Source organism: Bradyrhizobium sp. CCGB01 (assembly GCF_024199795.1).
Classification (GTDB): Bacteria; Pseudomonadota; Alphaproteobacteria; order Rhizobiales; family Xanthobacteraceae; genus Bradyrhizobium.
Map to the genome: position 1 here is coordinate 1,418,824 of NZ_JANADK010000001.1, position 23,180 is coordinate 1,442,003.

Here is a 23,180-nt window from a genome sequence, read left to right on the forward strand (position 1 = left end):
GCGTTTGGTCAACGGAGGGGCTCAATGATCACGCGACGAAATTTCACCGCGGGCGCCGCGACGCTGCTCGCCGCCGGACACGTCTCGACCCGCGCGCGGGCCGCGACGGTGAGCTGGGACATGTCGACGGTCTGGCCCGACGGCAATTTCCACACCCAGAACGCGATGGCCTTTGCCGAAGAGCTGAAGAAGCAGAGCAACGGCTCGGTCGCCATCACGGTGAAGGCCGGCGGCCAGCTCGGCTTCAAGGGCCCCGAGCATCTGCGCGCCGTGCGTGACGGCCTGGTGCCGCTCGCCGACGTCCTCAACATCCAGCAGGTCGGCGACGAGCCGTTCATGGGTGTCGAGAGCATCCCGTTCCTGTGTGGCTCGATGGACGAATTGAAGGTGCTGCACAAATATGTGCGGCCCGAATACGAGAAGGTCGCCGCGCGCAACAACCAGAAGATCCTCTACATCGTGCCGTGGCCGACGCAGTACCTGCACCTCAAGGTCAAGGTCGCCGATGTCGAGGGCCTGAAGAACATCAAGATTCGCGTCCCCGACAAGAACGCGGTCGACATGCTGGCCGTGGTCGGCATGGCGCCGGTGATGATCCCCTGGGGCGAGACGATCCCCGCGCTGGCGTCGGGGGCTGTCTCGGGCGTCTCCACCTCGGCGGTATCGGGTGTTGACGGCAAGTTCTGGGAATTCCTCAAATACGTCTATCCGACCAACCACGTCTGGTCGTCGCAGATGCTCACCGTCAATCTTGACTCCTGGAAGGCGCTCTCTGCCGATCAGCAGCAGCTCGTCACGAGCGTCGCCGCGAAGATGGAGCCGGGGTTCTGGGCGAACTCGCTCAAGGCGGATGTCGACAGCCTCAACCGCCTGAAAGAGGGCGGCATGGAGGTGGTGCCGGTCTCGGACGCCATGATCAAGGACATTCGCGCCAAGACCGCGCCGCAGCTCGACGCCTTCCTGAAGCGCGTGCCGGCGGCCGACAAGCCGGTGCGGGCCTATCTCGCCGAAATGAAGCGCTGAGGTCCGGCTCATGACCAGCGTTTCACCGGCGGCTCCGCAAAGTCTCAACGCGGCGGCGCCGGCGCCGCTGCGTATCCTGCTCGACGGCATTGACCGTCTCGGCCGGCTCGACGGCTGGATAGGCGGCGGCTGCCTGTTGATGCTGACGCTGTTGATGCTGTGCGAGGTCGCAACCCGCTTCCTCTCGAACTTCCTGCCGTTCTTCCCGCCGACCATCTCGATCGCCTGGGAATACTCCTCTTATCTGATGGCAGCGTCCTTCACCTTCGGCGCCGCCATGACCTTGCGCGTCGGCGGCCATATCCGCGTCGTGCTGCTGCTCAAGAACGTGCCGCCACCGGTGCAGCGCGCGATCGAGATTCTCTCGGCCGCTGCCGGCTTTGCCTTCATGGCCTTCCTGACCTCGTCCATGGCGAAGTTCGCCTACGGCGCCTATGTGCGCGGCCAGGTCTCGACCTCCAGCGATACGCCGCTGTGGTTTCCGGAAGCCGTGGTCACCTTCGGCATGCTCCTTCTCACGCTCCAGTTCCTGGCGCGCGCGATCCAGGCGGTGCTCGGCTTGCCGCTGGAGGATCACCGCATGAAGGCCTCCCCCGTCGAATGACAGCTTTGCTCGCTTCCGGATTCAAGATCGCATGACCATCGAAGTCGTCGCCCTCTTTGTCATTCTCTTCGCGCTGCTCGCGGGCGGCGTCTGGATCGGCCTCACGCTCGCGCTCACCGCGACGCTGCTGCTTGGGATGTTCCGCTCGATCCCGCTCGACAAGCTGCTGCCCCAATACGCCTGGAATATCCTGACCACACAGGAGCTGCTGGCGTTGCCGCTGTTCATTCTGATGGGCGAGCTGCTGTTCCGCACGCGCCTGTCACGCTCGCTGTTCCAGGGGCTCGCGCCCTGGGCGGGCCTGCTGCCGGGCCGCCTGCTGCATGTGAACGTGATCGGCTGCACCATCTTCGCGGCGATCTCGGGCTCGTCGGCGGCGACCACGCAGGTGATCGGCCGCATGTCGCTCAACGAGCTGCTGCGCCGCGGCTATTCCCGCGACATCGCGATCGGCTCGCTCGCCGGCGCCGGCACGCTCGGCTTCCTGATCCCGCCGTCCAACATCATGATCATCTACGGCGTGCTCGGCGACGTCTCGATCCTGAAGCTGTTCACGGCGGGCGTGCTGCCCGGACTGCTGCTGGCGGGCACCTTCATGGGCTGGGTGATGCTGCACACGACGCTGAACCGCAGCATGGTGCCGGAGACGGAAGCGAAACTCTCGCAGGTGCCGTGGGGCGAGCGCTTCGCCGCGCTGAAGGACCTCGCGCCGGCGCTGTTCCTGATCGCCTGCGTGCTCGGCTCGATGTATGGCGGGCTTGCGACGCCGTCGGAGGCCGCCGCCGTCGGCGTGCTCGGCGCCGGGCTGGTCGCCTGGGCGCAGGGCTCGATGTCTCAGCAGGTGATGCGCGACGTGCTGATCGGCTCGGTCGTGACCTGCTCGATGATCGCGCTGATCGTGCTCGGCGCATCGATCCTCGGCAATGCGGCAGCATTCCTCGGCATCCCGCAGGCGGTCGCCGCCTTCGTCAAGGGCCTCGGCCTGTCGCCCTTCATGCTGATCGTGGTGCTGATCATCTTCTACCTGATCCTCGGCTGCTTCCTCGACGGCTTCTCGATGATCGTGATGACGCTGCCGATCGTGCTGCCGATCGTGAAGGGCGCCGGCTTCGACGAGATCTGGTTCGGCATCTTCCTCGTGCTCGCCGTCGAGATGGCGCAGATCACCCCGCCGGTCGGATTCAACCTGTTCGTGATCCAGGGCCTGACCGAAGACGGCCTCGGCTACATCGCGCGCGTCACCATGCCCTATCTCATCATCATGGTCGGCTTCGTGCTGCTGCTGACGCTCTGGCCCGGCATCGTCACGATCCTGCCGCGGGTGCTGTACGGATAGTTCGGGCTACCCGCCGCAATCATTCGGTGCCGCCTTGCCGGCGAAGCGGTCGGTCATCCAGTTGACCGCGGCGATGGTGCTCGCCTGGGCCGCGCGGCCGTGCCCGATATTGGGAAGGGTGACCATCTTCACGGGGTTGCCCGCCTTGCACAGCCGGCCCATATAGGCGCGCGTCACCGCGGGCCGGATGATCTGGTCGACAGTCCCTTGAGCGAGGAACACGGGCACGCCGGCGGGCAATGTGCCAGCGCTGTTCTTCTCCAGCAGCGAGCGCCAGGGCTCGCGCTTGGTCGGATCCGGCACGGTCAGAAAATATTGCTGGAGCGGCCGCTCGATCCGCTGTCTGACGAAGATGTCGAAGGGACCTTCGATGCATTCGCGCGCCAGCCGGTCGATCACCGGCAGTGCGCGCGGATCGAGGACATCGTCGAGTGCGGCGCCATAGACGCGATGCCATGACCACAGCGTCATCGCCGTGATGTTCTTGCCGCCGACCGAATTGATGTCGTCGCTCATCAGCGTGGCGAGATCCGTCGCGGGCGCCGCGGCCGCAACGCCGAGCAGATGGAGATCCGGTGCGTAGCTCGGCGCCAGCTGCCCTGCGAACAGCACGGCCTGTCCGCCCTGCGAATGTCCCCACAAGGCAAAATCCCTAGCACCGCCGGCACCCGGCAGATCGCGCGCGACGCGCGCGATATCCAGCACGGCGCGGCCCTCGCTCTCGCCGACGAGATAGGGATGCGGACCCGGCGTGCCGAGCCCGGGATAGTCGGTCGCCGCGACGATGTACCCACGCGCCACCATCGAGCGCAGTCCCTGGATCTGCTGAAACAGGAATATCGCGAGTGACGGCGCGCAGCGCGGCACGATGCCTGACGTTGGATGCGCCCAGGCCACAATCGGGCGGCCGCCGGGCGGCGGTGGGCCCTGTGGCACGATGACGACGCCGGAGACCAGAATGGACTCGCCCTTTAGTCCGGTCGAGCGGTAGAGCACGCGGTAGCTCGAAGCGCCGAGTGGCGCGCCATCCATTGGCTCCTGTCGCACGAGGCTGCCGGGAGGACCGTCCGCGAGCGATGCCGGCGCGTCGTAGAATGGTGACTGCGCGTGCGCCGCTGTCATCCCGACAGCGAAGGTGACGAGCGCGGTCATCGTCGCGCGGCGGAAGATGCGCCGCATCTGTCGTCCGATCCTGCGCATGATCACATTCCGTACAGGATTTTCAGATCGCCGCTGGCGCGCAGCGCGAGCGTCATGCCGTCGGTCAGCAACTGTGCCTTGTCGAACTGAACCGAAGACAGCTTTCCTTCCATGCGAAAACCGTCCTTGAGCGGGCGCGTCAGTCGCTGGTTCGCCGCCATCAGCAGGTTCTGGTAGGAGACGCCGTAGTCGATGTTCACGGCCTGCTTCAGTTGCGCGATGATCGACTGCAGGGCCGGATTCGTTTCGCCGCCGTCCGGTGTGGCGACATCGAGATCGCCGAGCCCGATGCTCTTGTTGCCGTCGTCGGCCTTCAGTGCGGCGGCGAGATAGGTCCATTGCCCCGCATGGGGATCGCTGTCGGACGCCTTCGTGAAGCGCAAGCCGATCACCAGTTTGCCCGAGGACGGATAGACCTGCACCTCGCGCAGCGTCGTGTCCTGAGCTGGCAGCGCGGCGATCGCCTGGCTGATCTTGTCCTTGATCGCGTCATAACCGATACGGACAGGGAGGATGATGTCGAACGTTCCCGGCGCGGTCACGTCGGTGCCAAGCGCTGCCAGCGGCGTCGGCGTGACGCTCGCACCCTGCTGCCCGATCGACGTCACGGCGCTTCCGGAGAGTTCGAGCGTGCCCGACAGGACCTTGTCGTTGGCGCGCACGCCGGCGAACGCCGCGCCCTGCGGCGTGATCTGCAGCCACACCGGCGGTTCGTCGGCGAGCTTCACTGGCTCGAACGCGCGCGCCCAGGCAGCGCTCGCCTTGTCGCGCAAATTGAGCTTCTTCGCCGCAGCCAACGCGCGCGATCGCACGCGTGCCAGCTGCCCGCGGATGCGCGGCTCGACATAGGGCGCAAGAGCGATCTCGCGGCCGAGCACGTGCAGATAGGGTGCCTCGCTCCAGTGGAAGGAGTCGCTGAAGTTCAGGTCGAGCGACCAGTCCTTGCGCAGCGACGGGCGTGCCTCGGCCTCGATGGTCGCCCGTGCCTCGGTCTCACCGCGGATGCGCGCGGTGAAGCGGTTAGCGCCCTGGCCTTCGGCCGCGCCGTAGATCGAGACCGCACCATAAACGCGGTCGCCGCGGCCATGGAGCGAGACACCACTGGTGCGATTGACAAAACCATAGACGTCGCAATTGGCATTGACGCGGAACATCAGCACGCGGCGGTGAACGCAGTTGACGCGCTCGTCGATGGTGGCAAGCCGTTGCGGGATATCCTGCTCGATCGCCTTGGCGATCGCCGGCAGACCGAACTCGATGGTTGCGGACACCCGCGAGGTCGTGGCGAGCGGTGCCGGCGGATCGGGAGCGAGCGGCGGCTTGTCGGCGGCGAGCGCGGCTTTCGCGAGCGCGGTGCAGGCGAGCGCAACGAGGGCGGCGCGTTTTGTCGAACGAACAATTCGCAAAGAAACGGGCATTCTTCTTATTCCAACTTGGCCCTGCTTCGCGCTCAGGCCGCCGGCAGCGGTGCCGATCGGTCTTCAGAGCAAAATCGCGGAAGGGAGAGCGGTCAGTTGATCAATTAATGCTTGTATTCGATGGTCGTGTGTCGCGTCGCTTGTATGGCGCGGTATCGCGCTTTGAGCAAGGCTATATCGGTCCGGTATCATGGTGGTTCTTGCATTGCTCAAAAGACGCCGCCCTGGTCCAAACGATCACGCGACGAAGTTTTTCCGCGGACGTTGCGACGCGCGAGTCTGAAAGCTGCCGGTCGAGACGAACGGTCAGTGCAACTGACATTTCAAATTCATGCTGCGCGTCAAATTCGCGCCGCGTGCGCATTCCATCTTTGCGCTGTCCGTCATCCGGCGTACTCTGTGAGAGCGAGCAGGAGTGCAACAGCAACCAGTCCTGGGAATGTAGCTTCTTTTGGCGATGTCCGCCGAGAGAGATCGAGAGCTGTTGGCAGCTCATATGCGATGGAGAAGAACCGACACATAACGAGCTGCAAGCATCCTTCGCGCGGCGTCTGTGAGACGCAAGTTCAACAAACATAAAAGCGGGAGGAACGGATGAAGAAGCGTTGGTGTAATTCTGGTCTACCTCTTGTTGCTGGAGCGACGCTGATCGTGTCGTCGGCGTTGGCCCAAACAGTGAATACTGCCCGGATCGAGGCCGCCGGTCAGAACGACTGGCTCACCTATCACGGTTCGTACAAATCCCATCACTATAGCCCGCTCGCGCAGATCAACGCGAACAACGTAGGCAATCTGGGCGTAGCATGGATCCATATTCCCGGACGATCGACGCGCGGCCTGCAGTCAATGCCGCTGGTGGCCGACGGCGTGCTCTACTACTCGGGGTCTTATAGCCGGGTCTTTGCGCTGAACGGCGCAACGGGCGAGGTCCTCTGGTCGTTCTTTCCGGAGCTTGATGAGGCGCTCATCAGCCGACAGACCCACTCGCCCTACAACCGCGGCGTAGCCCTTGGTGAGGGCAAGGTCTTCGTCGGCACGATGGACGGTCGTCTCTTCGGGCTCGATGCAAAGTCCGGAAAGGTGCTCTGGGAAACCAGGCTGATCGACTCGCAGAAGCTCACGGTCGGCTTCACCGGCGCGCCGCTCTACGCGAAAGGTAGCGTGATCATCGGCTCGCAAGGCGGTGAATGGCCGGGCCGTGGCCCGATCTTCGCCGTCGATGCCACGACCGGGAAGAAGAAGTGGGAGTTCCTGACGGTCGCGGGCACCGACGAAGCCATGAAGACCTGGGGCAACGATTCCTGGCGCACCGGCGGTGGCGGCGGCTGGATGCCGGGCACTTACGATTCCGAGACCAACAGTGTCCTGTGGGGTACCGCGAACCCGGCGCCGCTCTACGATTGGTCGGGCGCTGACTACAAGACGCAAGGTGCGCGTCCCGGCGACAATCTCTATACGAGTTCGGTTATCGCTCTCGATATCGATACCGGAAAGCTGAAATCCTACCATCAGGAACTGCCGCACGACGCCTGGGACTTCGACAGTGCCGTCGGCGAGTTCGTGATGCTCGAGCGCGACGGCCAGAAATACGTTGTTCATCCGAACAAGGGCGGCTTCGTCTTCGTCTATGACCGTAACCTTGGCGTGAAGAACGTCTGGCGGCTGGTTGAGAACATCAACTTCGTCAAGGATATCGATCCCAAGACAGGCGCGCTGATCGGTCGTCGCGATTTCTCCGCGGGGAAAGTCACCGAACCGCCGCTGTGTCCGTTCATTGGTGGTGGCATTAGCTGGAATGCCGGCTCGTACAATCCGAAGACCGGCCTGTACTACAAGATCGGCCAGGAATGGTGCATGACGCTGGATGTCCAGAAGACGACGCCGGTCACCACGCCCCAGGTCCAGCTCAACATCGGCGCCGACTTCAAGATGGCGCCTCCTCCGGGCGGCGAGATCTACGGGCATCTCGACGCGCGCGATCCGATCACGGGAGCGAAGAAATGGGAGGTTCGCTATCCCGAGCCGCCGCTTGGGAGCGTGCTGTCGACCGGCGGTAATCTCGTGTTCGTGCCCGACTCGCGCGGCATCATTCACGCCTACGATGCCGAAACCGGGACCGAGCTGTGGAATCACAACAACGGCACCGGCCACCAGGGCGGCATCGTCAGTTACTCCGTCGGCGGCAAGCAATATATCGCCGTAGTAGCCGGCTTCGGGGGCATGCTGGCGGACGAATACGCGCCAAACTTCGGCGGCACATACAAAAGCATGCCGCGTGACGACGGCGCCCTCGTCGTCTTCAGCTTGAAATAGCCTGCCTCAAACGATCTGCCGGGGAGTGGGTGCAAGCCCACTCCTCGATCGATTACGGCGGCCGCGCGTGATTCAGGAATGGAGCGGACGTGTTGAAACTGTATTTGCGATCGCTTCCGGCTGTGCTGGGCGCTTCGTTGCTCTGCGTCGTGGTGGCCCAGGCACAATCTGCCACGCCTGCGCCGGACAACGGGTCGCTGGACGTCGAGCAGTTGTTCGCGGGGACCTGTGGCTTCTGCCACTCCGACGGCGGCCGGGCTGCCGGCAGGGGACCGCAACTGATGAATTCGCCACGCGACGACGAGTTTCTGCACAACCGTATCAAGAGCGGCAAGCAAGGTGCGATGCCGGCATTCGGCGAGAGCTTCAATGACGCGCAGATCGACCAGATCGTCAAATATATCCGCGCCTTGAAACCGCGCGAGGGCTGACCCGCCGGGACCTGATACATCCAGACGAGGAGGCGGAATGAAGGCAATTGTCCTGGTGATCGTCGGTGCTGCCATTGGGCTGTCGGGGCCAACGCAAGCGCGAACCCTGGACGCGATCCGCGCGAGTGGCGTGCTCGGACTATGCGCGCATCCCAACTCGCTTCCTTTTGCGAGCAAGGCCGGCGATCCGCCCGGCTTTCAGGTCGAGTTGGGACAGGTGCTGGCACGCGAGCTCGGTGTCTCGCTGCGGCTCGACTGGATCATCACGCAGTACCAAATGCGCAGCGCCGGTTGCGACATTCTTCTGGATGTCATCGCCGACCGCGAAGCGCAAGGCGAAACCCGCTTGAGGATCTCGAAACCGTACTATCGCACGGGCGTCGCGCTCGCGGTGCCGTCATCCAGCGCGCTCACATCGTTCAAGAGCCTCAGCGAGCACACCAAGGTGGGGGTGCAGGTCGGCTCTGTCGCCGCCATGATCATCAGTCAACGGCACGTGCCCACATCGACCTTCGGCTTCGAGACCGACAGCCTCGACGCCGTATCAAACCATGAGATCGATGCGGCTGCGGTCACGCCTACCGCGGCGAGCTATTTCAACCTGATACATCCGGACAAGGCACTCCGGATCCTGGATCGCGACGAGGGCGTGGCCGACCTCAACTGGAATGTCGCCGTCGGCATGATTCGCCCGGATGATGCGTTGCGCGAGGCGATCGACGGAACGCTGGAGCGGCTGCGCAACGACGGCACGATCGAGCGGATATACGGTCGCTATGGGATCGTACTGCAAGCGCCGAGGTAGCCGAATTGCTCGATGAACCACGCCGTCCCGGCTTGGCCAGGACGACGTGGCTATGCGAAGATATCGCTTTGGCCTTAAGCCGCGGCTTTCTTCCGCGCCTGCTCGGCCTTGTACAGCTCGAACTCCTCCGCGATCGCCTTTGCGACCGACGGCCGCTGGCGCAGGCGCTCGTAATACGCCTTCACATTCGGCCATTTGGCGAGCTCGATCGGCGGCGTCGCCATGGTCCAGTTGATGACCGTGACGAGATAGGCATCCGCGACGCTGAAATGATCGAGCAGGAACTCGCGCCCCTTCAGATAATTGTCGAGATAGTCGAGCCGCGACAGGTTCTTTTCCAGCACGTAGGCTTTTGCCTCCTGCGGCGCCTTGCGGTCGAGCACCGGGATGAACAAGCCCTTGTGCAGCTCGGTGCCGATGAAGCAGAGCCATTGATGCAGCCGCGTGCGATCGATGCCGGGCGGCGTGCCGATGCCGGACTGCGGAAAGCGGTCGGCGACGTATTGCAGGATCGCCGCGTTCTCGGTCAGCACCACGCCCTCGTCGGTGCGTAGTGTCGGCACCAGGCCGATCGGGTTCACGGTGCGGAAGTCGGTGCCGTCGTTCAGCACTTTCTTGGTCGGCGGATCGACTTCGAGATAGTTCGCCTCCGCGCCGGCTTCATACAGCGCGACGCGGGTCGCCATCGAACAGGCGAGCGGCGAGAAATAAAGATCCATCTTGGGCCTCCTTGGGCAATTCCTCGGTGTGACTCTTCACGTGTGACTTTCGGAATGTCGCTCAACCTGGCCAGATTGATTTATGTACCATCTTGCATAATATATCGGTGGTCAAGGATTAATTTGCGAAATGGTACAAAAAGCGAAGCCGCCAGCTGCTGCCAACGAACCCAAGCGCCGCGGTCGCCCGCGCGCCTACGAGCCCGACGTCGCGCTCGGCAAGGCGCTCGACCTGTTCCGCCGGCAGGGGTTTGCGGCGACGTCGCTGGACGATCTCAGCGAAGCGACCGGCATGAACCGGCCGAGCCTCTACGGCGCCTTCGGCGACAAGCGCGAGCTCTACATCAAGAGCTACCAGCGCTACCGCGAGGAAGCGCGCGCATCGATGGTGGAGATCTTTCGCCAGGAGATGCCGGTGCGCCAGCGGCTGGAGCGCATCTTCGCCGCCGCGCTGAACATCTATCTGTCCGGCGAGACCGGTCCGCGCGGCTGCTTCACGGTGGTGACCGCGGCGTCCGAAGCCGTCGGCGATCCCGAGATCCGCGCGATGGTGCTCGACGGGCTCACCGAGCTCGACAAGGCATTCACGAATTGCTTTCGCCGGGCCAAGGAGACGGGCGAACTGCCGGAGAGCGCCGATCCGGCGGCGCTGGCGCAGGTCGCGTCATCGACCGTGCACTCGATCGCCATCCGCTCGCGCGCCCGCGTGTCGCGCAAGGATCTCGAAGCGATCGTGCAGGGCGCGATCGACGTGATGGTGGGCTCTGGCGCCAAAGCCTGAGCTGTCGTCCCGGACAAGCGCAGCGAAGCGGAGCGCAGATCCGGGACCCATAACCACAGGCCTTCGTGGTTACGAAGACTCGGAGTTACCAGTCTCGCGTCGCACTGCTCCCTGTGGTTATGGGTCCCCGCGTTCGCGGGGACGACACTGAGAACGTCGCGCGATCCCGGCTAATTACGCCGCGCGGATCTGCGCGAGGAAACGATCGACCTCGTCCCGCAGCCGCTGCGACTGCTTCGACAGCTCGATCGCCGAGCCCAGCCTTTCCTCCGCGGCCGTGCCCGTCGCGGCGATGCCGGCGGTGACGCCGGAGATGTTCTGCGAGACCTCGCCGGTGCGGGCCGCGGCCTGCTGGACGTTCTGCGCGATTTCCTGAGTTGCCGTGCCCTGCTGGCCGACGGCAGCCGCAATCGCGGCCGAGATCTCGTCGACCTGCTGGATCGTCGCGCAGATCGACTGGATGCCGTCCACCGCGCCGGTCGTCTCGCCCTGCACCGCCGTCACCTGCGCGCCGATTTCCTCGGTCGCCTTCGCGGTCTGGGTTGCCAGCGCCTTCACTTCGGAAGCGACCACCGCAAAACCACGCCCGGCTTCACCCGCGCGCGCTGCCTCGATCGTCGCGTTGAGCGCGAGCAGATTGGTCTGGCCGGCGATGCCGTTGATGAAGGAGACGACGTCGCCGATCTTCTGCGCGGCGTCGGCGAGGCTCTGCACCCGCGCATTCGACGCCCGTCCGTCGCTCGCGGCCTTGCCGACCACTTCGGTCGCATGCGCAAGCCGGCGGCTGATCTCGGTCATCGACGAGGATAGTTCCTCTGCGGCGGCCGCGACCGTCTGCACGTTCTCCGAGGCCAGCGCCGAGGCCGAAGAGACCGCGCGGGTCTGGTTGCGCGACTGCTCGACGATGTCGGACATCGAGCGTGCGGTGTGCTCCATCTCGACGGCGGCCGCGGACACCGTGGTGACGACGTCGCGGATGCTGGCCTCGAAATTGTCGGCGAGCGCGGCGAAGGCGCGGCGCTTCTCGGCTTCGGACTGCGCCTTGGCCTCATGCTGCTCGGCCTGAAGCTTGCCAAAGCTCACGGCATTGTCGCGGAACACCGCGACCGCCTTCACCATCGCGCCGACCTCGTCATTGGCTTTGCTGGCGGGCACTTCGACGTCGAGATGTCCGTCCGCGAGCTCGCGCATCACGTTCGTGATGGACAGGATCGGGCGCGAGATGCTGCGGGCGATGAGATAGCCGACGATCGCGGCGAGCACGAGCCCAAGCGCGGCGATGCCGATCGCGAGCATCCAGGCCCTGTCGGCGGACGCCTCGTAATCGGCATTGTCCATCACCAGCTCGACAGCGCCGAGCGGCTTGCCGGAGAAGTCCTTGATCGGCCCGAGCAGTGCGGCGACCGGCGTGGTGTCGAGCCTGGCCTGGCGCACCGTGAAGCTGCCCTCGGCGGCACGGCTGTAATCGGCTGCCTCGAAGAAGCTCTTGCCCTTCAGCGTACCGCCGAACAGCTTGAAGCCCGAGCCGTCGGCGAGATGGAAGGCGACGTCGACATGGCGGTTGGTTTTGAAGTCGTCGAAGAACGGCTGGCCGAAGGTCAGGCCGAATTCGACACTGCCGAGATGCTTGGTCCCTTGCGCGATCGGCACGACGCCGCGGATGCCGAGCCCGGCGACGCCGCCCTCGAGGCCGACCACGACCTTGCGGTCCTGGTTGGCGACGACCACGGTCTTGCGGAAGCCGGAGAGGTCGTCGCCGAATTTGGCGGGCTGATGCACCCGCAGGAACGACGTCGCCGGCGCCACATGGAATTGAAACTGATCGACGCCGTAATCGGATTTGGTCGCAGCAAACACCGGCCCGAACAGGCGCACCAGCGTCTCGCGATCCTGCTTGGCCATCGCCTCCTGGGTCGCCGGCATCGCGGCCACCACCGCGCTCATCGCGGCGGCGCGGTACGATTCTTCGGCGATGCGCGACTGCAAGGCATCGTAATGGCTGCGCAGCTCCCTCTGGTCGGCCCGGTCGATGATCCCGGCGATGATCCACATCGCGCCCAGGACGGCAAACAGCGCGGTCGCCGCCGCCGTCACCGCCAGCGCAACCGTGATCCGCATCCTGAGGCCGAGGCTCGCCCGCATGTCCGACTCGTTCTTTGAACGTTGGTTAAGAACGCCTATCAACTTCTCGCTAAGAGAGGGTGAACGGGACGGGGCGCGGGGTGGTTGTGGGGGGCTAGCGGCGCAAATGTGAGCGGGATTGCCTGCCAAAACAAAGCTGTCGTCCCCGCCTAGTGCGCAATTGCGCACGGGGCGCGGGGACCCATAGCCACAGGGGAGGTTTTTGGCGACGACTCGCCGTTCGGTACTGCTACCGCTCGCTATCGATAGATCACGCGGTATGGGTCCCCGCGTTCGCGGGGACGACCTGAGGGTGGGGCGTGTGCGGGCCTCTTCCGGACAACCGTGGCGCCTAATACCCCCGCGCCCGGTCCACCACGTTCTCCAGCGTCCCGCCCGCCTCGAACCGCGCGATCTGCTCGGCGACATAGGCCGAGATCGCATCCGCGTCGGTGTCGGCTGCGTTGTGCGGCGTCAGCACCACCTTGGGGTGGGTCCAGAACCGGCTGTCGGCCGGCTGCGGCTCCTGCACGAAGACGTCGAGCGAGACGGCGCCGAGTGTGCCGTCGTCGAGGCAGGCGAGGATGTCGGCTTCGTTCTGCAAGCCGCCGCGGCCGGCATTGATCAGAACCGGCGCGCCGAGCGGGCTGTTGCGGTTGAGCTTGGTGAAGACGTCGCGGTTGAGGATGCCGTGCGTGTCAGGCGTCAGCGGCAGCAGGCTGACGAGGATATCGGTCTTGCGCAGGAACGCATCCATTCCGTCCGTGCCATGGAAGCACTCGACGCCCTCGATCTTGCGCGGGCTGCGGCTCCAGCCGGCAACGCGGAAGCCGAGCCGCCGCAGCACGTCGGCCGCATCGGCGCCCAGCGTGCCCAAGCCCATGACGCCGACCGTCACCGCGCTCGCCGGCCACTGATATTTCGGCTCCCAGCGTTTTGCGCGCTGCGAATCCCGCAGGTAAAGCTCCTGGCGATGGTGCATCAGCACGTGCAGCACGACATATTCGGTCATGCGGTTGGTGAGATCAGGCACGGCGACGCGCACCAGCGGCACATCAGGCAGGCTCCTGTCCGCCATCAGCGCATCGACGCCCGCGCCCAGATTGAAGATCGCACGCAGGTTCGGAAATGAGCCGAGGTCGCCCGGCACCGGCTTCCACACCGCGGCATAATGCACCTCGGCCGGGTCGATGGAGGAGTCCGGCAGCAGCACCACGCGGCGGCCGCCGCAGACCGCATCGAACCGGGCCTTCCAGCGCTCCGGCAGCCAGTTCTGCTGCGTGCTGTTGATCAGGACGGCCAGTGTGCCTTTGCTCATTCGAATTGCCTCGTCGGGTTCCGCTCTTGAAGGCTCTCCTTGGCACGATCCGACGGAATTTTCTCGCAAATTTTTTCCGCAGCCCTGTCGGGGCGATGCATAGTGGATCGTCTTCAAGACAAGCGTTCAGGAAGGTACTGCCCATGCTTTATGCGATCCTTTGCTATCACGACGAGGACTTCGTCGGCTCCTGGAGCAAGGACCAGGACGAGGCCGTGATGAAGAAGCTCGCCGTGGTGCAGGACAAGCTCACACAGCAGGGCCGGCTCGGCCCGGTGGCGCGGCTGTTGCCGACCACGGCGGCGGCGACGCTGCGCAAGGAAGACCCGCCGCTGGTGCTCGACGGCCCCTATGCAGAGACCAAGGAGCAATTGCTCGGCTTCTACATCGTCGACTGCAAGAACCTCGACGACGCGCTCGACGTTGCCCGCGACCTTGGCGCTGCCAATCCCGGCGGCGCCTATGAGGTGCGGCCTGTGGGCGTGTTCAGGCCCGGAGGAAATCTGACGTGAGCGAGACCGATACCGCCTGGATCGAGACCGCGCTGACCTCGGCGCGCCCCCAGGCGGTCGGCGCGCTGCTGCGCTACTTCCGCGATCTCGACACCGCCGAAGAAGCCTTCCAGAACGCCTGCCTGCGTGCGCTCAAGACCTGGCCCCAGAACGGGCCGCCGCGCGATCCCGCGGCCTGGCTGATCATGGTTGGCCGCAACGTCGCCATCGACGAGGTGCGCCGCGCCCGCAAGCAGCAGCCGCTGCCGGAAGACGACCAGGCCATCTCCGATCTCGACGACGCCGAAGGCGCGCTCGCCGAGCGGCTCGACGGTTCGCACTACCGCGACGACATCCTGCGGCTGATGTTCATCTGCTGCCATCCGCAGCTGCCGGCGACCCAGCAGATCGCGCTGGCGCTGCGCATCGTCTCCGGTCTCACCGTGAAGCAGATCGCGCGCGCTTTCCTGGTCTCGGACGCAGCGATGGAGCAGCGCATCACGCGCGCCAAGGCCAAGGTCGCCGAAGCCGGGACGCCGTTCGAAGCGCCCGGCGCGATCGAGCGTTCCGAGCGGCTCGCCGGTGTCGCCGCCATGATCTACCTGATCTTCAACGAGGGCTATTCGGCGAGCGGCGACACCGCGGAGATCCGAAAGCCGCTCTGCGAGGAAGCGATCCGGCTGGCGCGGTTGCTGCTGCGGCTGTTCCAGAGCGAGCCCGAGATCATGGGCCTCACGGCGTTGATCCTGTTGCAGCACGCCCGCAGCGCCGCGCGCTTTGCCGCGGATGGCTCGCTGATCCTGCTCGACGACCAGGACCGCACCCTGTGGAACGGCACCATGATCGCGGAGGGCCTCGCGCTGATCGACAAGGCGATGCGGCATCGCCGTAGCGGTCCCTATCAGATCCAGGCCGCGATCGCCGCGCTGCATGCCCGTGCGGCGACGCCGGAGGAGACCGACTGGACCCAGATCGACCTGCTCTACGGCGCGCTGGAGGTGATGCAGCCTTCGCCGGTGGTGACGCTCAACCGGGCGGTTGCGGTGTCCAAGGTGCGCGGGCCGCAAGCGGCGCTCGAGCTGATCGAGCCGCTGGCGCCGAAGCTCGCCAACTACTTCCATTTCTACGGCGTGCGCGGCGCCTTCCTGATGCAGCTCGGCCGTAACGACGAAGCCCGCGTCGCCTTCGACCGCGCCATCGCCCTCGCCAATACTTCGGCGGAAGCCGCCCATATCCGCATGCACATCGATCGCCTGATCAGGGACAGTCAGCCGAAGGGCGCCGACGCAAGGCAAGGCGCGAAGGCGAAGTGACGGCGAAGCCGTCATTCCGGGATGGTTCGAAGGACCAGACTATGGTGCGCAATTGCGCACCTGAGAATCTCGAGATTCCGGGTTCGGTCCCGCGGACCGCCCCGGAATGACGATCAAAAAATCACTCCGTCATTTGTCGGCCCCAGCCCGCCCCGTTCGTCCTTAGCCCGTATCCAGGGAGCCATTCATGCTGAAAGCCATTTCCATCATTGCTGTCGTGCTTGCCGTCGGCATCGCCGCGATCCTCGTCTTCGCGTCGACAAAACCCGATACGTTCCGCGTCGAGCGGTCGCTCGCCGTGAAGGCGCAAGCCGATGCGATCTATCCGCAAGTCGCCGATTTCCATCGCTGGACCGGCTGGTCGCCCTATGAGAACCGCGATCCCGCGATGAAGCGCACCTTCGGCGGAACCGCGGCAGGAAAGGGCGCGACCTATGCGTGGGACGGCAATAATAATGTCGGCGCCGGGCATATGGAGATCCTCGAGGCGAGCACGCCGTCGAAGCTCCGCATCAAGCTCGATTTCGAGCGTCCGTTCGAAGGCCACAACACCGCCGAGTTCACCTTTGTGCCGCAAGGCGATGCCACACTGGTCACATGGGCGATGTATGGTCCGGCCCCGTTCATGTCCAAGGTGATGCAGGTCTTCATCAACATGGACAGCATGATCGGCAAGGACTTTGAGGCCGGCCTCGCCAGCCTGAAGAAGCTCACCGAGAAGTAACGCCCACAAGAAGCGAAGAAGGAGAGAGACGATGCTCAATGCCTATTTGTTCTATCAGGACACCTGCGAAGCCGCGTTCAACTTCTACGCCAAGGTTTTGGGCGGCAAGATCGACGCGCTGATGCGGTCGTCGGACGCGCCGCCGGACATGCCCGCCGCGCCCGGCCGCGAGAAGATGATCATGCATGCGCGGATGTCGCTGCCCGACGGCAGTGTGCTGATGGCCTCCGATGTCCCGCCTGAGCATTTCAGCAAGCCGCAGGGCTTCTCGATCTCGTTCACGGTCAAGGACCCCGCGGACGGTGAGCGCAAATTCAACGCGCTCGCCGACGGCGGCACCGTCACCATGCCCTACAGCAAGACGTTCTGGGCCAAGGGTTTTGGCATGTGCGTCGACAAGTTCGGGATTCCCTGGATGGTGAACTGCCCGGCCGAGGGAATGTGACAGGCGCTACCGCCTGATGCGACAAGCCGCGATCCCTCTCCCGTTGTTGCGGGAGAGGGCCACTTATGACGTCGTCATGCCACACGGCCGGTCGGCTGTATGCTCTCTCATCGAACCGATCCGGTCGCGTCTTCGCTCGGCGGCGACTGAACGCAGCGCGGGCAGATCATGAGTTTCGTGCCGAGTTGCCTGTCGTTCTCGGCTTCTATTTCGTCACGGACTGCCCACCACGCTTCCGAGTACGGGCGCAAGGTGCCGAGCACTCTTTCCCGCTCCTGATTGGGATCGTCCGGCGCAGGCGTCGGGTTCGCTGCACTCTGCTTTGTGACAGAGGAACGCTGAGGGGCGTGGTTCGGATGCTTGTTCGGGTGCTTGTTCGGGTCTTGGCCGAGGCCGTCCCATGCGATCGGTCGGCGCTCCTGCGCGTGCGCCACCGCGCATCCCATGAGTGTTGCGCAAAAAGCGAGCAAGACGAAGCGGTATCGTATCATGCCGGACCCTTGGTGCGGTACGCGACACGCAAACTCCGCGTGCGGAAGCTTGCATCGCGCCGTTAAATGGAACCTAAGGGAAACGACGTGGCCGGTGGGCCCAATATGGAATCGTGCTGTCGCATCACATTGCGAGAGCAGTGAGGCCGCTTCGTGAAATGGTCCTGATCGCATCGCACAACAACTGGCGAAATATTAGGCTGTGAACTCCCGGACAGAATCGCTAATAATTTCTTCATAAATTCTACAAACTGGGGTGGGCGTAACTTGGAAGGGGAGCGACCGATGGTGGCGGCGCTACAAATCAATTTCGCACTTTGGGGAATGCTGATCTGCGCGACGTTGGAATTGGCGCAGACCATCCAGAGGTTCTACTAGGCCTGACGAAATGCGTATCCGGCGCAATTGCGCCGTGGCGCTTGCCTAGGCGATGAGCAACGCGATGAGCGTGAAGCTGACGCTTGCGATTACGATCATCGAAAGGATGTAGTCGCGCGGCCGTGCCGCTCGCGCGGGCGGCGGCCTCCGCCGCTGGAGTGGCCCGCTCGCCTGCGATGCGGGCTCCGGTGGAGTGAGCGTGGCCCCTGCGCCCGAGGCGATATATTTCACGCCGATATACTTCACATAGAGTTCGAGCAGCCGCAGCTCGGACGGCAGGTCCATCAGGCCCTCGCGGTCGCGCCGCGACAGCAATTCGAATTCGACGGTTTCCTCGGAGCTCAGCTGGCCAAGGACGATGCGTCCCTGGTCCGACAGGCGGTAGCGAAAATCGAGGGGCTGCACGGCCTGCGACCCGTTTGAAAATGAGTCATCCTGAAAAAGCGGAACCATCCTAGTCTGCGACCACTGCTTAGATTGTGACGGCAACTCGGCCATCGCGCCTCCGGGCGGCCTCAATCTGGACGGCATCATCATAGACGGTCGCAAAAAGCCGGAAACCGCGTAAATTGGGCAGGCGTTGCGAAGCGCTTGAGCGGATTCCGCGCCTGGACCGTCGGAATTCTGCAAAACTGCCTAATCGCCGGACAGCGGCGGATTCAACCCGGTCACGGGGCTGGCGGCCGGCTGCTGCTCAGCGGCAGCGTGGATAAATCGCCGCAAGATCGCGGCCCTTCAACACAAGCAATCTGGACGAGAGGCCGCCGTGGCGGCTGATCCAGTCGCGCACCGGGCCGGGATAGGCGGCAAGCACCGCGTCGGAAGCTTCCGGCTCGGCATAAAAACGCCCGCGCCGGTCGACCGAACGCGCCGCGTGGAAGCCGAGTACCGCGCGCTTGGTGACGCAGATGCGTTCGCCCGGCACGATGCTCAGCACCAGCGTGCAGGCGGACAGGCACGGACCGTCGATCACCACGCGCTCGCCGCTCTCGCGGACCTTCTCGAACAGATCGAGGAACGGCCCGACCTGCCCGCCCGGCGACTGGATGATGCGGATTTCGGCCATAGCGGGCGTGGCGGCGAGCAGCGCGATGGCGAGGGTCAGGGCTTTGAGGAAGGTCGTGCGATGCATGAACGCTCCACGAACTCGATTTCGTAGGGTGGGTTAGCCGAAGGCGTAACCCACCATCTTTCGTGCGGCGTGAAAAGAGGTGGGTTACGCCCAGCGGCTCGCGCTTCGCGCAGCCGCAGTGCTAACCCACCCTACGAGGTTCTATCCGTTCCGCCGTTCGCCACGCAGCGTCGGCAGGCCGATGCCAGCCGCATCGAAGCCGCCATCAACGGCCAAAGTTTGGCCGGTGATGTAGCTCGCACGCTCCGAACACAGGAAGTAGATCGCTTCGGCGAGTTCCTCCTCCAGGCCGTAGCGGTTGAGCGGAATGGCGTCGTGATAGTCGGCGCGGATCTCCCTGGTGTGCACCTGCTTCGCCATCGCGGTGTCGACCGGCCCCGGCGCGACGGAGTTGACGCGGATGTTGAGCGAGGCGAGCTCGACCGCGAGCTGCTTGGTCAAATGCGCAAGGCCCGCCTTGCTGGTGCCGTAGGCCGAACGCAGCGTCGAGGCGCGCACCGCCGAGATCGAGGTGATGTTGACGATGGCGCCGCCGCCCTGCTCGCGCATCAGCGGCGCGGCAGCCTTGGTGCACAGGAACGGGCCGGTGAGATTGACCGCCATGATCCTGTTCCAGTCGGCGTCGCTGGTCTCCAGCACTGGCGCGAACACGGCGACGCCGGCATTGTTGACGAGAGCATCGAGCCGACCGAAGCGCTGTTCGACCGTTTTCATCGCAGCGGCGACCGCTTGCGTGTCCGAGACGTCGCAGGTCAGCGCCAGCGTCGCCTCGCCTTGGCCGATATCAGCCACGGCCCTGGCGAGCAGCTCCCCCTCGATGTCGAGCAGCGCCACGCGCCAGCCCTCGGCCAAAAACTTCTTTGCGGCCGCAAGTCCAATGCCGCGCGCGGCTCCGGTGACGAGGGCGACTTTCTGCGGGGAGGCGGGCATGGGCTAATCTGTCCTGAATCCAAGAGGGGCGTGCGTGAGCACGCGCTCCTTTTACTGCGCTTTTGTCCGGGGGAGAAAGGCCCTTGCCGATGCAGCGGAACGCTCACGCGTTTGAACCGTCACCCTGAGGCGGCAGCGAAGCGGCCTCGAAGGGCGACGGCCACGGACCGAGCCGGTTCATGCTTCGTGGCTCACGCTGCTTTGCAGTGTGAGCGCCTCCAGCGACAGCCCCTGCGCGGTTGGATGACGGAGAAGGAGAGACTGCCTACGACAGCTCCGCTGCCGCGCGCTGCATGTTGGAGGACATGTCGGACGTCACCGCGCTCTGCTCCTCGACCGCGGCGGCGGTGGAGGCGATGAACTCGTTGACGCCGGCAATCGCCGCCTTGATCGCGGTCAGCGAAGCCACGACGTCGCCGGCGATGGTGTTCAGTGCAGCGATCTCCGTGGAGATCGTGTCGGTGGCCTGCTTGGCCTGGTTGGCGAGGCTCTTCACCTCCGAGGCCACCACGGCGAAGCCGCGCCCGGCTTCGCCTGCGCGCGCCGATTCGATCGTGGCGTTGAGCGCGAGCAGGTTGATCTGGCCGGTGATGCCCGAGATCATCTCGACGATCCCGCTCATCGCCTGCGCCGCGGCGTTCAGCCGCTGTGCCTGGCCGTCGGCAGCCTCGACGCGGCTCGTCGCGACCTTGGAGTTCTCGCGCGATTTCGTCATGGTCACTGAGATCTCGCGGATCGAAGCGCTCATCTCTTCGCTGCCGGCCGCGACCGCGTCGATCAGGCCGCGGGCGTTTTCGGCCTTCTTGCGGCCGATCGCCTGCGCGGTGATGTCGGTGGCGTATTTCACCACCTTGTAGGGCTTGCCGTTGAGGTCGAAGATCGGGTTGTAGGACGCCTGGATCCAGATTTCGCGGCCGCCCTTGGCGATCCGCTTGTACTCGGCGGCCTGGTATTCGCCGCGGTTGAGCGTTTCCCAGAACTGGCGGTAGGCCGCCGAGTTCTTCTCGTTCGGCTCCACGAACATGCTGTGGTGCCGGCCCTTGATCTCGGCCAGCGCGTAACCCATCGCGGCGAGGAAATTCTCGTTGGCGGTGCGGATCGTGCCGTCCATGTTGAACTGGATCACGGCCTGCGACTTCTGGATCGCGGCGAGCTGGCCGTCATTGTCGGCCGCCTTCATCTTCTGCGCGGTGATGTCGGTTGCGAACTTCACCACCTTGAACGGCTTGCCGGTCTCGTCGAGGATCGGGTTATAGGTCGCGAGAATCCAGATCTCCTTGGCGCCCTTTGCGAGCCGCTTGTACTCGGCCGCCTCGAACTCTCCGCGGTTCAGTCTGGCCCAGAACGCGGCATAGGCCGGGCTCGCGCGGTCCTCGGGCGTCACGAACATGCTGTGATGCTTGCCCTTGATCTCGTCGAGCGAGTAGCCCATCGCGCCCAGGAAGTTCTCGTTGGCGCTGACGATGGTGCCGTCCATGTTGAACTCGATCACGGCCTGCGCGCGGTTGATCGCGGCGATCCTGCCGGAGTCTTCCATGGTCTTGATCTTGTACGCCGTGATGTCGGTGGCGAACTTGATGAAGCTGACCACCTTGCCGCTCTCGTCGAGCAGCGGCGCGTAGGAAGCGTGGACCCAGACTTCCTTGCCGTTCTTGCCGAAGCGCTTGTATTGCGTGGTCTGGAACTCGCCGCGGTTCAGGCTGGCCCAGAAGTCGCGGTAGCGGGCGCTCTCGCGCTCGGCCGGACTGACGAAGATGCTGTGATGCTTGCCCTTGATCTCGGCGAGCGAATAGCCGCTCATCTTGAGAAGATTTTCATTGGCATCGAGAATGGTGCCGTCGAGGCCGAATTCGATCACGGCCTGCGAGCGATCGAGCGCCTCGACTTCTGCGACCGCGTGCCTGACTTTTTTGTTCTGAAAATTGAACACGTGTTGCTCCGCAATTGTTTGCCGGCGAATCGACGGGATCGCGCACCTGATCAAAAAAGTTGCACAGGCTTCTTGAGCAACCGTAAACCCTTGCAGGGCTCTGCATTGGTTCCGTAGCTTCACGTGACGAGGCTACATCCCTCAATGCACGTGCATTCTCGATCCATATGCACAGCGAGATTCATAGAGCGATCCGTGCGCGAGCCGTATTTGTACGGAATCGATTCAATTATTTTTCGCACCGCATCGCCGGAAATGTCGGCGAGGTCGCGCATGTGTCGTCTTCCAGATGTCGCAGAGGAGACCAGGATGACCGACGACCGCGAGCACCTGATTCGAGACCTCTTCGCCGCCTATCTCGGCAACGACCGGCAACGGGTCGCCGACGCATTGGTCGACGATTTCCGCTTCACCAGTCCGTTCGACGACGACCTCGACAAGGCGGCCTATTTCGAGCGCTGCTGGAAGGACACCGGCTGGATCGCGCGGCACGACATCGAGCGGATCTTCGTCCGGGGCGACGAGGCCTTCGTCACCTATCTCTGCCTGGCGACAGATGGCAGGAGCTTTCGCAACACGGAATTCTTCACCTTCGCCGGCGGCAAGGTCCGCCGCATCGAGGTCTATTTCGGTGCGGCCTTCCAGGATGGCCGGTTCGCGCCGCAGCCGCGCTGATGCGTTTGGAACAATGACCTCCGAAATAATTTTCGCGCCCCTGTCGGTATCTTAAAACCTCGTTCGTCTTACAGGGGAGCAGGGCCGGATCGGCCCGCGACCGAAGAGAATATCAGGGAGCACGCGATGCGTTTCATGGTGATCGTCAAGGCGAATCCGGACACGGAGGCCGGCAAGATGCCGTCCACCGAGATGCTGGCGGCCATGGGCAAGTTCAACGAGGAAATGGCCAAGGCCGGCGTGATCCAGGCCGGCGAGGGTCTGCATCCGACGGTGAAGGGCGCCCGCGTCAAGTATGGCGCGCCGGAGGCGAGCGTCACCCGCGGCCCGTTCGACATCTCCCCCGACCTGATCGCCGGCTTCTGGCTGATCAAGACCGCCTCGCTGGACGAGGCGATCGCCTGGATGAAGCGCGCGCCGTTCGAGGCTGGCGCCGAGATCGAGATCCGCCAGGTGTTCGCGGCCGAGGATTTTGGCGAAGCCTTCACGCCCGAGCTGCGCGAGCAGGAAGAGCGCACCCGCGCCTACGCGGCAAAGAAATAGCTTTCGGCCGTCATTCCGGGGCAACGCGGAGGGTCGAGCCCGGAATCCATCGGTCGGCA

The 23,180-nt window shown here is 64.3% G+C and carries 23 protein-coding genes; 13 read left to right on the forward strand and 10 right to left on the reverse strand.

Annotated elements, in window-relative coordinates; genetic code table 11:
• The first annotated feature begins 24 nt into the window (after positions 1-24).
• The 3 genes from NLM25_RS06400 to NLM25_RS06410 are packed head-to-tail and all read left to right on the forward strand — an operon-like array spanning position 25 to position 2,963.
• Complete coding sequence (locus tag NLM25_RS06400) at positions 25-1,023, forward strand: TRAP transporter substrate-binding protein (protein ID WP_254136444.1); 999 nt, start codon at positions 25-27, stop codon at positions 1,021-1,023.
• Positions 1,024-1,033: 10 nt separating this feature from the next.
• Complete coding sequence (locus tag NLM25_RS06405) at positions 1,034-1,627, forward strand: TRAP transporter small permease subunit (RefSeq protein WP_254136445.1); 594 nt, start codon at positions 1,034-1,036, stop codon at positions 1,625-1,627.
• Between the two features lie 31 nt (positions 1,628-1,658).
• Positions 1,659-2,963 carry a TRAP transporter large permease gene (locus NLM25_RS06410; RefSeq protein WP_254136446.1) on the forward strand — a complete coding sequence of 435 codons (1,305 nt, stop codon included), beginning with the start codon at positions 1,659-1,661 and terminating at the stop codon, positions 2,961-2,963.
• A 6-nt stretch (positions 2,964-2,969) separates the two neighbouring features.
• On the opposite strand, the gene NLM25_RS06415 is transcribed toward NLM25_RS06410, so the two are convergent.
• Both NLM25_RS06415 and NLM25_RS06420 read right to left on the reverse strand, forming a co-directional pair.
• Positions 2,970-4,163 carry an alpha/beta fold hydrolase gene (locus tag NLM25_RS06415; RefSeq protein ID WP_254136447.1) on the reverse strand — a complete coding sequence of 398 codons (1,194 nt, stop codon included), beginning with the start codon at positions 4,161-4,163 and terminating at the stop codon, positions 2,970-2,972.
• A gap of 2 nt (positions 4,164-4,165) precedes the next feature.
• Entirely contained in the window at positions 4,166-5,581 is a 1,416-nt protein-coding gene (locus tag NLM25_RS06420) for a DUF4403 family protein (protein ID WP_254136448.1), read from the reverse strand.
• 594 nt (positions 5,582-6,175) lie between these two features.
• Here NLM25_RS06420 and NLM25_RS06425 point away from each other — a divergent pair.
• The 3 genes from NLM25_RS06425 (at position 6,176) to NLM25_RS06435 (ending at position 9,130) form a co-directional block, all read left to right on the forward strand.
• Positions 6,176-7,894 (forward strand): PQQ-binding-like beta-propeller repeat protein, encoded by a 1,719-nt coding sequence (locus NLM25_RS06425; RefSeq protein ID WP_254136449.1) that lies wholly within the window; start codon positions 6,176-6,178, stop codon positions 7,892-7,894.
• An 89-nt stretch (positions 7,895-7,983) separates the two neighbouring features.
• Positions 7,984-8,325: a cytochrome c gene (locus NLM25_RS06430; protein ID WP_254116126.1), complete on the forward strand. Its 342-nt coding sequence runs from the start codon at positions 7,984-7,986 to the stop codon at positions 8,323-8,325.
• 37 nt (positions 8,326-8,362) lie between these two features.
• Entirely contained in the window at positions 8,363-9,130 is a 768-nt protein-coding gene (locus NLM25_RS06435) for an ABC transporter substrate-binding protein (RefSeq protein ID WP_254136450.1), read from the forward strand.
• Between the two features lie 74 nt (positions 9,131-9,204).
• On the opposite strand, the gene NLM25_RS06440 is transcribed toward NLM25_RS06435, so the two are convergent.
• Positions 9,205-9,849: a glutathione binding-like protein gene (locus NLM25_RS06440; RefSeq protein ID WP_254136451.1), complete on the reverse strand. Its 645-nt coding sequence runs from the start codon at positions 9,847-9,849 to the stop codon at positions 9,205-9,207.
• Between the two features lie 130 nt (positions 9,850-9,979).
• On the opposite strand from NLM25_RS06440, the gene NLM25_RS06445 reads away from it, so the two are divergent.
• Positions 9,980-10,630, forward strand: coding sequence for a TetR/AcrR family transcriptional regulator (locus tag NLM25_RS06445; RefSeq protein ID WP_254136452.1), 651 nt, complete (start codon positions 9,980-9,982; stop codon positions 10,628-10,630).
• A 174-nt stretch (positions 10,631-10,804) separates the two neighbouring features.
• Here NLM25_RS06445 and NLM25_RS06450 read toward each other — a convergent pair whose 3' ends face one another.
• On the reverse strand, positions 10,805-12,772 hold the full coding sequence (locus tag NLM25_RS06450; protein ID WP_254136453.1) for a methyl-accepting chemotaxis protein: 1,968 nt from the start codon (positions 12,770-12,772) through the stop codon (positions 10,805-10,807).
• A gap of 331 nt (positions 12,773-13,103) precedes the next feature.
• Positions 13,104-14,069: a glyoxylate/hydroxypyruvate reductase A gene (locus tag NLM25_RS06455; protein ID WP_254136454.1), complete on the reverse strand. Its 966-nt coding sequence runs from the start codon at positions 14,067-14,069 to the stop codon at positions 13,104-13,106.
• Between the two features lie 143 nt (positions 14,070-14,212).
• Between NLM25_RS06455 and NLM25_RS06460 the strand changes: the two genes are divergently transcribed.
• From NLM25_RS06460 to NLM25_RS06475, 4 genes are all read left to right on the forward strand, one after another.
• Positions 14,213-14,581: a YciI family protein gene (locus NLM25_RS06460; RefSeq protein ID WP_254116132.1), complete on the forward strand. Its 369-nt coding sequence runs from the start codon at positions 14,213-14,215 to the stop codon at positions 14,579-14,581.
• A complete protein-coding gene (locus tag NLM25_RS06465) occupies positions 14,578-15,873 on the forward strand; it encodes an RNA polymerase sigma factor (RefSeq protein ID WP_254136455.1) in 1,296 nt (431 codons plus the stop codon). Before NLM25_RS06460 ends, NLM25_RS06465 begins: the two co-directional genes overlap by 4 nt.
• A 187-nt stretch (positions 15,874-16,060) precedes the next feature.
• Positions 16,061-16,597, forward strand: coding sequence for an SRPBCC family protein (locus NLM25_RS06470; RefSeq protein WP_254136456.1), 537 nt, complete (start codon positions 16,061-16,063; stop codon positions 16,595-16,597).
• A gap of 31 nt (positions 16,598-16,628) precedes the next feature.
• On the forward strand, positions 16,629-17,042 hold the full coding sequence (locus NLM25_RS06475; RefSeq protein ID WP_254116135.1) for a VOC family protein: 414 nt from the start codon (positions 16,629-16,631) through the stop codon (positions 17,040-17,042).
• 107 nt (positions 17,043-17,149) lie between these two features.
• On the opposite strand, the gene NLM25_RS06480 is transcribed toward NLM25_RS06475, so the two are convergent.
• The 5 genes from NLM25_RS06480 to NLM25_RS06500 form a co-directional block, all read right to left on the reverse strand.
• On the reverse strand, positions 17,150-17,533 hold the full coding sequence (locus tag NLM25_RS06480; RefSeq protein WP_254136457.1) for a hypothetical protein: 384 nt from the start codon (positions 17,531-17,533) through the stop codon (positions 17,150-17,152).
• 423 nt (positions 17,534-17,956) lie between these two features.
• Positions 17,957-18,409 carry a hypothetical protein gene (locus NLM25_RS06485; RefSeq protein ID WP_254136458.1) on the reverse strand — a complete coding sequence of 151 codons (453 nt, stop codon included), beginning with the start codon at positions 18,407-18,409 and terminating at the stop codon, positions 17,957-17,959.
• Positions 18,410-18,605: 196 nt separating this feature from the next.
• Complete coding sequence (locus NLM25_RS06490) at positions 18,606-19,043, reverse strand: hypothetical protein (protein ID WP_254136459.1); 438 nt, start codon at positions 19,041-19,043, stop codon at positions 18,606-18,608.
• A 141-nt stretch (positions 19,044-19,184) separates the two neighbouring features.
• Positions 19,185-19,973, reverse strand: a complete 789-nt coding sequence (locus NLM25_RS06495; protein ID WP_254116139.1) for an SDR family NAD(P)-dependent oxidoreductase — start codon at positions 19,971-19,973, stop codon at positions 19,185-19,187.
• A 265-nt stretch (positions 19,974-20,238) separates the two neighbouring features.
• Positions 20,239-21,903: a PAS domain-containing methyl-accepting chemotaxis protein gene (locus NLM25_RS06500; RefSeq protein ID WP_254136460.1), complete on the reverse strand. Its 1,665-nt coding sequence runs from the start codon at positions 21,901-21,903 to the stop codon at positions 20,239-20,241.
• A gap of 309 nt (positions 21,904-22,212) precedes the next feature.
• Between NLM25_RS06500 and NLM25_RS06505 the strand changes: the two genes are divergently transcribed.
• Positions 22,213-22,578, forward strand: a complete 366-nt coding sequence (locus NLM25_RS06505; protein ID WP_254136461.1) for a nuclear transport factor 2 family protein — start codon at positions 22,213-22,215, stop codon at positions 22,576-22,578.
• A 126-nt stretch (positions 22,579-22,704) separates the two neighbouring features.
• Complete coding sequence (locus NLM25_RS06510) at positions 22,705-23,121, forward strand: YciI family protein (protein WP_254136462.1); 417 nt, start codon at positions 22,705-22,707, stop codon at positions 23,119-23,121.
• Positions 23,122-23,180 lie beyond the last annotated feature (59 nt).